This is a genomic window from Bacteroides xylanisolvens XB1A (assembly GCF_000210075.1).
Classification (GTDB): domain Bacteria; phylum Bacteroidota; class Bacteroidia; order Bacteroidales; family Bacteroidaceae; genus Bacteroides; species Bacteroides xylanisolvens.
This window is the reverse complement of sequence record NC_021017.1, coordinates 1,456,642-1,465,684: the sequence shown is the minus strand read 5'-3', so window position 1 is coordinate 1,465,684 and position 9,043 is coordinate 1,456,642. Positions and strand designations below refer to the sequence as shown.

The following is a 9,043-nucleotide window of genomic DNA, read 5'->3' as shown; positions in this document are numbered from 1 at the left end:
TTACTTTTCACCACGTTTAGTAGCTGAATAGTTAATCTTCAAAGCATAAGATTTTCTAAGAGCATTTTTTACGTCAGTAATAATACCCATCTTTGTCTTTTGGTCTACTTTCAGAGATACAGTCATTTTAGCTGCATCACCTTCATTCATACTTGCACGTTCCTGGAAAATGAAGTCCTGTACTTCACCAACTTCAGCATAGCTGTCGTTGAGCTGAATACGACTTTCAGTACCCATTTTTGCGCGATATTCCTGCGTAGGTTCTCCTACATAGATGAATGTTACCAGCGATTTCTTCTCCAGTTTTTCGAGTTCAGTACCTTGCGGAAGTGTAAACTGTACCTTTAACGTTACCTCACGCATTGTTGTTACAATCATAAAGAAGAACAACAAGGTAAAGATAAGGTCAGGCAACGAAGAAGTATTCAATGCCGGCATTTCACGTTTACCAGTCTTATTAAATTTTCCCATTACTTACTTCTTTTTTTCTCCGTATTTTTTAGGTTCTGCTTCAGAAATTCGTTGCGGATAAATTTCACGAATCGCTTTTTGCTGATCGTCATTCAATTCCGCATATGTAGTTCCAAATTTCTGTTCAGCCAACTCGTCTCTCAATTCATTGTATGCAGCCACCAATTCGTTCTGCACGCTGATATAAGCCTGATAAGAAGATCCACGGTCATTCTGCAAAGAAATTACATGCTTGTCATTAACCAGATATGTGCCAAAGAATTCTACATTCTTTTGTGTTTTTTCAGGCATATGTTCTGCGTTAGCAACGTTAGCAATAAATTCTTTAGCTTTCTCTCTCAACTGATCAACACCGATATAATCATTACCGCACATCAAAGCATCATCTTTATTCAAGTATACCTGCAATACGTTACGTTCTTTGATTTTATCAGTATTATCCTGATCTTGATCTTCGGGCGGTGGAGGCAAAAGTCTTGCCAAACCACGGTCCGTATCCATTGATGTTGTAATCAAGAAGAAGATCAGCAACAAGAAAGCGATATCCGCCGTAGAACTTGAGTTAATATCAGGAACTTTTCTTTTTCCTCTTGCCATTGTTATTACTTATTTAATTGAGAATTACTCAATTGATTAGGATAATTTCTTCTTTATGCCACTCACGATGATTGCAACAACTGTTACAAACAACAGGATGTAAATAGAATAAAGGAACATATCAGTTATTTTCAGCCAAAAAGGAACGTTGTCTGTACCGCTATAGCCCTGAATCTGCATTGGTGTTCCGTCACCCATAGACCAAGCAACAACTAAAACAACAACTAAAAGAACCAAACCAAGTAAAGATTTGATAGCATTTGCCGGATTATCTTTCAAGGCTGCTCCAAATTGGAATATTGCACCAAGTATAGTAGCTGCAATGGCAATGCCAAACAAAGCATACATCAAATAAAGTAAGGCGTCTGTTTGAGCCGGCTGCCACATCTCGGGATCTACCCCCGCAATCACTGCATCGCCTGTTGCATCTCCTCCTAAGAAGAAAAGGCACAATACGATCAGGATGATGGCAAACATCGCATAAAGTGCATAATACGATGCTCTATATGTTAACTTACTCATCTTCGATTATTTTTTGTATTTCAAGTTATATTTGATTACCATGTCTAACAAAGAGATAGAAGAATCTTCCATTTCGCTAGTCAGAGCTTCAATCTTAGCAAGTACATAGTTGTAGAATACCTGAAGGATCAATGCTACGATCAAACCGAAGATAGTTGTAATCAAGGCAACTTTCATACCACCTGCAACAACCGTCGGAGAGATATCACCTACCTGCTGGATTTTATCAAATGCCTGCACCATACCGATTACAGTACCCAAGAATCCGAGTGACGGAGCCATTGCGATAAACAGTGTGATCCAAGAACATCCTTTTTCAAGGTAACCAGCCTGTACACCACCGTAAGATACAACTGACTTCTCAACTACATCAATACCCTGATCAATTCTCATCAGACCTTGATAGTAGATAGAAGCAACCGGACCTCTGGTGTTACGAGCAATGTCTTTAGCAGCTTCAACATCACCTTTTTCCAAAGCAGCTTCGATAGATGCCATGAATTTTTTTGTGTTGATTTCAGCCAAACTCAAATAAATGATACGTTCGATACAGAAAGCCAAACCGATCACCAAAGCGATAGCTACCAAACTCATGAAAGATGCAGTACCTTCGATGAATTTAACTTTGATTTCCTTGTGAATACCACCTTCTTCTGCAGCAGGAGCAGCAGTAGTAGCTTCAGCGGCAGGAGCAGCTTGTTGTTCAGTTTGTTCTGCTGCAGGAGCATCTTGAGCCTGAGCAAGTTGAATTGAGCCAAAAGTGAAGGCCCCAATCACAGCAACAATTGCAAATAACTTTTTCATTGTGTGTCTAATTTTTAAGATTAATTAATTGATTATTATTATTGTATTTACTTCTCTTCTCTTTTTCATGTCTGCGGAGAGACGGGGATTCGAACCCCGGATACACTTTTGGCGTATACACGCTTTCCAGGCGTGCCTCTTCAACCACTCGAGCATCTCTCCCTGCATGTTTTCTGCATTTTCAGCTACAAATGTATTCTTTTTTTTCTTTTCTTGAAGCATTCTCCCTCTTTTATCTTGAATAAATACTGCAAATTAATATAATTTAAAACCTTTCGAACCTTATTTGCGGATTCCAAACACTTTTAGCGCATTAACAGAAGTGACCTCTGCTACGTGCTCTGGAGTTATCTGATAAATCTCCGCCACCTTCATAAGTGTGTTCTTTTACATTGGCGCTCTCATTTCTCTTCCCCCGGTTCGGCACAGGAGCTAAATAAGGGGAGTCGGTTTCGAGCACAATGCGTTCTAAAGGAACTGTCGTCAGTGTTTCCGGTAAAGTCGATTTCTTAAAAGTAACGACTCCGTTAATGCCTAACATAAATCCTTCGAATTCCAACAATTTCGCCGCTTCTTCCGATGTCCCGGTGAAACTATGAAAAATGCCGGTCAATGGTGTCTTTTTATAGGGCTCCATTACCTTATATATATATTCAAATGCTTCTCTTGAATGAATTACAATCGGAAGGTCATACTCTAGTGCCCACTCTATTTGCTTTTCAAAAGCCAAAATTTGTTCTTTCAGAAAAGTCTTGTCCCAATAAAGGTCGAGGCCTATTTCTCCGATAGCCACAAATTCATTAGAAGTCGACAAGTACTTGTGTACAACTGCTAATTCCTGTTCATAGGATTCATTGACGGAAGTCGGGTGCAGCCCGATCATCGGATAGCAAAAACCCGGATAATCCCTACACACTGACAACATAGCATCAATGGTGGTACTGTCTATATTGGGCATGAAAATATAGGAAACTCCCGCTTTCCGTGCACGTTCCATCACCTGCGGCAGGTCTTCGATAAATTCTTCAACAAAAAGGTGAGAATGAGTATCTATCAGCATGATATTTCTTTTTCTTCTTTTACTTTCTCGCTGGAGCGATAATAATATATCAGTCCGTAGTCGCGACATTTTTCCAATCTGGTATCATTGGGAGTGACATCCTGATATTTAGCTTCTACCTGGTTCCAGATATCCAGAATCAATTCATCTGCACGCCCACGCATGGATGCCAGTTCATCAAGACTGCGGTTGGTTAATGCCTGATAGTTTTTCTGTCGTTCGTAGCTTTCCAGAAAAATATCATAATGCACTTTTACACGTGCAATAGTCGGATTATAAATAGGTATGCCGCCTTGAGTTGTTCTTTGTTGTTCGCCTTCAATTATTTTCTTCCCCCACTCTACCAGTGCGGCTTCACTCAACAGGTCCGGCACTGTGTTTGAAGCAGGCAGGCCATATAATTCTTTATGCGCCACTTTGATTTCATCGCGAAGTACTGCCAAATTGAGTACTTGGATAAAATGAGAGATATACAACCGGGCGGTCTTCACGTTCATCTGATGCTTACGGCTGGCACGCGACTGGTTGTTGTAACACTGTGTATAATAAATTTGCGCAGCCTCGAACCGATGTAAGAAATTACGTGCCTCAAATAATGTCTTTAATGTAATAGCCAAGTCACGTACGTTATACATCTCCCCCTTTTCGACTGCCGCTTTCAACGCCCGAACTCTTGCTTGATCTGTATTTGGTAATCGTCTGTAAGGCATATCTCTGACACTTAGCTACATTTCACGATACATTAATAATTTCACAAGATTCTTCAATTCTTTTTTCCTGTCTTCTGCAACGGCGACTGCAGCCAGGCTTTCCATAGCAAGGGTGTAATATTCGCGCATTTTGTTTTCGCAGACATTACGGATATTCAACTGATTATAGATTTCAGTTACCGCTTCTATTTTTTCTGCTGGTTGAAAAGTTTCTGCATTCAACCAACGATTCAATTCTTCCTGCTGCTTTTCATCTGCGTGCTCCAATGCTTTGATAAGCATATATGTTTTTTTATTGCAAAGAATGTCCCCGCCTATCTTCTTCCCGAACACTTCCGGATCACCGTATACATCCAACAAATCATCCTGCAATTGGAACGCAACTCCGATATGCATCCCAAAATGATAAAGATTCTCTGAATCTTCAGCAGTCGCTCCTGCCAAAATTGCACCGATTTTAAGACTAGCAGCAAGCAACACAGCCGTTTTCAAACGAATCATTTCAATGTATTCGTCTTCTGTCACATCACAGCGGGACTCAAATTCCATATCCAGCTGCTGCCCTTCACAGATCTCAAGTGTAGTCAGACTGAATAAATCCATCACTTCTTTCAGATGTTCCTGCGGACATCCCGTCATATAGCGAAATGCCAGAATCAACATAGCATCTCCCGAAAGAACAGCAGTGTTATCGTTCCATACTTTGTGTACAGTAGGTTTGCCTCTACGCACATCCGAACGATCCATCAAATCATCATGCAACAAGGTGTGGTTGTGGTAAACTTCAATTGCAGTGGCAGGATCGTATATAGACGCTACATCCTCCCGATACAAGTTATATCCCATCAACATTAACACAGGACGTATCCGCTTCCCACCCAGAGAAAGGATATATTCAATCGGTTCATAAAGTCCTTTCGGCGTCCGGGTAAACTGAATTTCAGAAATATGATGATTTATCTTATCAAGTAATTGAGAAGCTGTAAACATGATGAATAAAAAAATTAATGAATAAAAAGAGGCTGCCGAAAGCAGCCTCCTAATTTATATTATTACAAATTACTGCAATCTAAACATCACAGGAACCGTAAATTTAACACGTACCGGTTTTCCGCGCTGCATACCTGGTTTCCACTTCGGCATGGTATTAATCACACGGAGGGCTTCTTTATCCAGATACGGGTCAACGCTACGTACAACCTTCGCATCTACGATACTACCGTCTTTGTTAACAACGAACTGTACGATAACACGTCCTTGAGTTCCGTTTTCCTGTGCGATAGTCGGATATTTAATATTCTTTGCCAGATACTGCATTAAAGCTGCTTGTCCGCCCGGGAAGTCCGGCATGTTTTCTACAACCTCGAAAATAGTCTGTTCTTCCGGTTCTTCTTCAACAACTTGTACAGGCACATATTTTACTTCTACACGAGCTTGGTTATCTTCATTGATAATAGTTGTTGTTTCCTCAATATCAGCTTTATCATCCACAATCTCCAGCAATTCTGCTACTTTTGGAGCTTCAGGTGGTGGTGGAGCTGCTTGTTCAGGGGTTTCGGTAATAGGAATAATTTCCTCTTCAAACACGACATCAGCTACTGCCTGGCTTGTATCAATCTTCACGTCACGCTGGGTCCATTCGAACGCCACGAACATGAAAGCTAGAACTACCACGTAACCAACGAGCAACCATGTAGACTTCTTGCCTTCCAGGTCTGCTTTGGGTGATTTTTTAACTTCCATAAATTTATTAATATAATGATTAAAAAAAAGTGTCCTTTCATGTGTCTCCGGGCAAATATAGTACATTTTCATGTATTCGTTCCCCTCTTTGCCTCTTTTTATCCGGCTTTTTAACTTTTTTAATTCTTTCGTACTTGTCTTGCTCCTTTTAACGGCAAACTTATGGTTGATTTTCAAATTTACCGTATCTTTGGCGAACAAATCAGATAAACTGAATATGAAAAAGATAACAATTGCAATCGATGGTTTTTCCTCTTGCGGAAAAAGCACAATGGCTAAAGATCTGGCTCGTGAAGTGGGCTACATTTACATTGACAGCGGAGCCATGTATCGTGCGGTCACCTTATATAGTATAGAAAACGGAATTTTCGACGGAGACGTTATCGATACGGAGAGGCTGAAAAAAGAAATTAAGGACATTCATATATCGTTCCGGCTGAATAAGGAAACCGGACGTCCCGACACTTATCTCAACGGTGTGAATGTAGAGAATAAAATCCGTTCGATGGAGGTTTCTTCCAAAGTGAGTCCTATCAGTACGCTCGACTTCGTACGTGAAGCAATGGTAGCTCAACAACAAGCAATGGGAAATGAGAAGGGGATTGTCATGGATGGCCGGGACATAGGTACCACTGTTTTCCCGGATGCTGAACTAAAAATATTTGTAACCGCCACTCCCGAAATCCGTGCTCAACGCCGTTATGACGAGCTGAAAGCAAAGGGACAGGAAGCCAGCTTCGACGAGATTCTGGAAAATGTGAAACAACGGGATTATATCGATCAAAACCGTGAAGTAAGTCCGTTGCGCAAAGCAGAAGATGCGCTGCTCCTGGATAATACCGACTTATCGATTGAAGAACAGAAAAAATGGCTTTTCGAACAATTTAATAAGGTAAGTAAATAGTTTGTTTTATGATCAAGGTAGAGATAGACGAAGGTTCCGGCTTCTGCTTTGGTGTGGTGACAGCCATTCATAAGGCAGAAGAAGAGTTGGCAAAGGGAGAAACACTCTATTGCCTCGGAGACATTGTGCATAATAGCCGGGAAGTGGACAGGCTGAAAACGATGGGATTAATCACCATCAATCGGGAAGAATTCAAGCAATTGAAAAATGCAAAAGTATTGCTCCGGGCGCATGGAGAGCCACCGGAAACTTATATAATTGCCCGTGAAAATAATATCGAGATTATCGATGCGACCTGTCCGGTTGTATTACGTTTGCAGAAACGCATCCGGCAAGGCTATCTGGCAGACAGTGACGAAGAAAAGCAAATTGTCATCTACGGCAAGAGCGGACACGCTGAAGTGTTGGGGCTGGTAGGGCAGACAGACGGAAAAGCAATTGTGATTGAAAAGGCAGAGGAAGCCAAAAAGCTGGATTTAAATAAAAGTATCCGCCTTTTCTCACAGACAACCAAGTCACTGGACGAATTTCAGGAAATCGTAGAATACTTCAAACAACATATTTCACCGGAGGCGACTTTCGAATATTATGATACGATCTGCCGTCAGGTTGCCAACCGTATGCCTAAGCTCCGGGAGTTTGCGGCTACACACGATTTGATCTTCTTCGTCAGCGGCAAAAAGAGTTCGAACGGAAAGATGTTGTTTGAAGAATGTTTGAAGGTGAACGCTAATTCGCATTTGATAGATAACGAGAAAGAAATCGATCCTTCTCTTCTTCAAAACGTAAAATCGATTGGCGTATGTGGGGCGACTTCTACTCCGAAATGGTTGATGGAGAAGATTTACAATCACATTCGGACGCTTATCAAAGAATAACTGCTTTATTCATAAAAGAATAATAGCAAAGCAACATAAGAAAAAACGGCAAAGTAACACGAATGAATAAAAAGAAAGCAAGAAAGGGCTATTTGAACATTTTTAATGTTTTCTTCATACGAAAAAAAACTTCATAACCGCTGCTTTCAACTTTTTATTGTACATTTGCCGCGTCAAACTAATTAATGAGAGATTGTTATATGGGAACAGTTAAGTGTATCGGAATTTTGACCTCCGGAGGTGATGCTCCGGGAATGAACGCTGCTATACGTGCAGTGACACGTGCAGCTATCTACAATGGATTGCAAGTCAAAGGTATATACAGAGGCTATAAAGGTCTGGTCACGGGTGAAATCAAAGAATTTAAGAGTCAGAATGTGAGTAATATCATCCAGTTGGGTGGTACTATCCTGAAAACAGCCCGTTGTAAAGAGTTCACGACTCCGGAAGGTCGCCAGTTGGCTTATGATAATATGAAAAAAGAAGGCATTGATGCCTTGGTTATCATTGGTGGAGACGGTTCACTGACAGGTGCACGTATCTTTGCACAGGAATTTGATGTTCCATGTATCGGACTGCCGGGAACTATTGATAATGACCTTTACGGTACAGATACTACCATCGGATATGACACTGCATTAAATACGATATTGGACGCTGTGGATAAGATCCGCGACACGGCCACTTCACACGAACGTTTGTTTTTTGTTGAAGTGATGGGACGTGATGCCGGTTTCCTTGCACTGAACGGAGCCATCGCTTCGGGAGCGGAAGCTGCTATTATTCCGGAATTCAGTACGGAAGTCGACCAACTGGAAGAGTTTATCAAGAACGGATTCCGTAAATCAAAAAACAGTAGTATTGTATTGGTAGCCGAAAGCGAACTGACCGGAGGAGCCATGCATTATGCCGAACGTGTGAAAAACGAATACCCGCAATACGATGTACGTGTGACGATCTTAGGTCACTTGCAACGTGGTGGTAGCCCGACTGCCCACGACCGTATCCTGGCAAGCCGCCTCGGTGCTGCTGCTATCGATGCTATTATGGAAGATCAACGTAACGTAATGATCGGAATCGAACATGATGAAATCGTTTACGTACCGTTCAGTAAGGCTATTAAGAATGACAAACCAATCAAGAGAGATCTTGTCACTGTATTGAAAGAGCTTTCAATCTAATCTTTTTATTTTTAGGAGTTCAGCTTATATCAGTATATAAGATAAGATAAAGAGCGGTGGATGAACGGGAGATTTCCTTATCATTCACCGCTCTTCTTTCATTTATTCAATGCTTCTTTTCACCACAGAGGACACGGACACAGAGGTGAATTTGTTTTATGACTTACGATTGC

General features: G+C 41.2%; 10 protein-coding genes, 1 tRNA gene and 1 pseudogene. 3 read left to right on the top strand and 9 right to left on the bottom strand.

Annotation, left to right across the window (positions count from 1 at the left end; all coding sequences use genetic code 11):
- The 9 genes and pseudogenes from BXY_RS06065 to BXY_RS06025 form a co-directional block, all read right to left on the bottom strand.
- Positions 1-471 (bottom strand): ExbD/TolR family protein, encoded by a 471-nt coding sequence (locus BXY_RS06065; protein WP_004315772.1) that lies wholly within the window; start codon positions 469-471, stop codon positions 1-3.
- A gap of 3 nt (positions 472-474) precedes the next feature.
- Positions 475-1,068: an ExbD/TolR family protein gene (locus BXY_RS06060; RefSeq protein WP_004315773.1), complete on the bottom strand. Its 594-nt coding sequence runs from the start codon at positions 1,066-1,068 to the stop codon at positions 475-477.
- A 36-nt stretch (positions 1,069-1,104) separates the two neighbouring features.
- Positions 1,105-1,590 carry a hypothetical protein gene (locus BXY_RS06055; protein ID WP_008019454.1) on the bottom strand — a complete coding sequence of 162 codons (486 nt, stop codon included), beginning with the start codon at positions 1,588-1,590 and terminating at the stop codon, positions 1,105-1,107.
- Positions 1,591-1,596: 6 nt separating this feature from the next.
- The gene (locus BXY_RS06050; RefSeq protein ID WP_015531449.1) at positions 1,597-2,394 is read right to left on the bottom strand and encodes a MotA/TolQ/ExbB proton channel family protein; all 798 of its coding nucleotides are present in this window, start codon (positions 2,392-2,394) and stop codon (positions 1,597-1,599) included.
- A 74-nt stretch (positions 2,395-2,468) separates the two neighbouring features.
- Positions 2,469-2,556: transfer RNA gene (locus tag BXY_RS06045), tRNA-Ser, on the bottom strand.
- Positions 2,557-2,676: 120 nt separating this feature from the next.
- A pseudogene (locus BXY_RS06040) lies at positions 2,677-3,454 on the bottom strand (TatD family hydrolase).
- Positions 3,448-4,164: a hypothetical protein gene (locus BXY_RS06035; RefSeq protein ID WP_074708366.1), complete on the bottom strand. Its 717-nt coding sequence runs from the start codon at positions 4,162-4,164 to the stop codon at positions 3,448-3,450. Before BXY_RS06035 ends, BXY_RS06040 begins: the two are co-directional and overlap by 7 nt.
- Before the next feature lie 15 nt (positions 4,165-4,179).
- Positions 4,180-5,154 (bottom strand): polyprenyl synthetase family protein, encoded by a 975-nt coding sequence (locus BXY_RS06030; protein ID WP_015531446.1) that lies wholly within the window; start codon positions 5,152-5,154, stop codon positions 4,180-4,182.
- Positions 5,155-5,223: 69 nt separating this feature from the next.
- Positions 5,224-5,907: an energy transducer TonB gene (locus BXY_RS06025; RefSeq protein ID WP_004321840.1), complete on the bottom strand. Its 684-nt coding sequence runs from the start codon at positions 5,905-5,907 to the stop codon at positions 5,224-5,226.
- Between the two features lie 70 nt (positions 5,908-5,977).
- On the opposite strand from BXY_RS06025, the gene cmk reads away from it, so the two are divergent.
- The 3 genes from cmk (at position 5,978) to pfkA (ending at position 8,870) form a co-directional block, all read left to right on the top strand.
- On the top strand, positions 5,978-6,811 hold the full coding sequence (cmk, locus tag BXY_RS06020) for a (d)CMP kinase (RefSeq protein WP_015531444.1): 834 nt from the start codon (positions 5,978-5,980) through the stop codon (positions 6,809-6,811).
- Between the two features lie 8 nt (positions 6,812-6,819).
- Positions 6,820-7,689, top strand: a complete 870-nt coding sequence (locus tag BXY_RS06015; protein ID WP_004315780.1) for a 4-hydroxy-3-methylbut-2-enyl diphosphate reductase — start codon at positions 6,820-6,822, stop codon at positions 7,687-7,689.
- Positions 7,690-7,889: 200 nt separating this feature from the next.
- Positions 7,890-8,870: a 6-phosphofructokinase gene (pfkA, locus tag BXY_RS06010; protein ID WP_004297914.1), complete on the top strand. Its 981-nt coding sequence runs from the start codon at positions 7,890-7,892 to the stop codon at positions 8,868-8,870.
- Positions 8,871-9,043: the final 173 nt, after the last annotated feature.

What these genes read in the sequence shown, in the direction of transcription:
- BXY_RS06060 (WP_004315773.1), bottom strand. Translation starts at nt 1,068, where the DNA reads ATGGCAAGAGGAAAAAGAAAAGTTCCTGATATTAACTCAAGTTCTACG.
- BXY_RS06065 (WP_004315772.1), bottom strand. Translation starts at nt 471, where the DNA reads ATGGGAAAATTTAATAAGACTGGTAAACGTGAAATGCCGGCATTGAAT.
- BXY_RS06015 (WP_004315780.1), top strand. Translation starts at nt 6,820, where the DNA reads ATGATCAAGGTAGAGATAGACGAAGGTTCCGGCTTCTGCTTTGGTGTG.
- pfkA (WP_004297914.1), top strand. Translation starts at nt 7,890, where the DNA reads ATGGGAACAGTTAAGTGTATCGGAATTTTGACCTCCGGAGGTGATGCT.
- cmk (WP_015531444.1), top strand. Translation starts at nt 5,978, where the DNA reads ATGTATTCGTTCCCCTCTTTGCCTCTTTTTATCCGGCTTTTTAACTTT.
- BXY_RS06035 (WP_074708366.1), bottom strand. Translation starts at nt 4,164, where the DNA reads ATGCCTTACAGACGATTACCAAATACAGATCAAGCAAGAGTTCGGGCG.
- BXY_RS06030 (WP_015531446.1), bottom strand. Translation starts at nt 5,154, where the DNA reads ATGTTTACAGCTTCTCAATTACTTGATAAGATAAATCATCATATTTCT.
- BXY_RS06050 (WP_015531449.1), bottom strand. Translation starts at nt 2,394, where the DNA reads ATGAAAAAGTTATTTGCAATTGTTGCTGTGATTGGGGCCTTCACTTTT.
- BXY_RS06055 (WP_008019454.1), bottom strand. Translation starts at nt 1,590, where the DNA reads ATGAGTAAGTTAACATATAGAGCATCGTATTATGCACTTTATGCGATG.
- BXY_RS06025 (WP_004321840.1), bottom strand. Translation starts at nt 5,907, where the DNA reads ATGGAAGTTAAAAAATCACCCAAAGCAGACCTGGAAGGCAAGAAGTCT.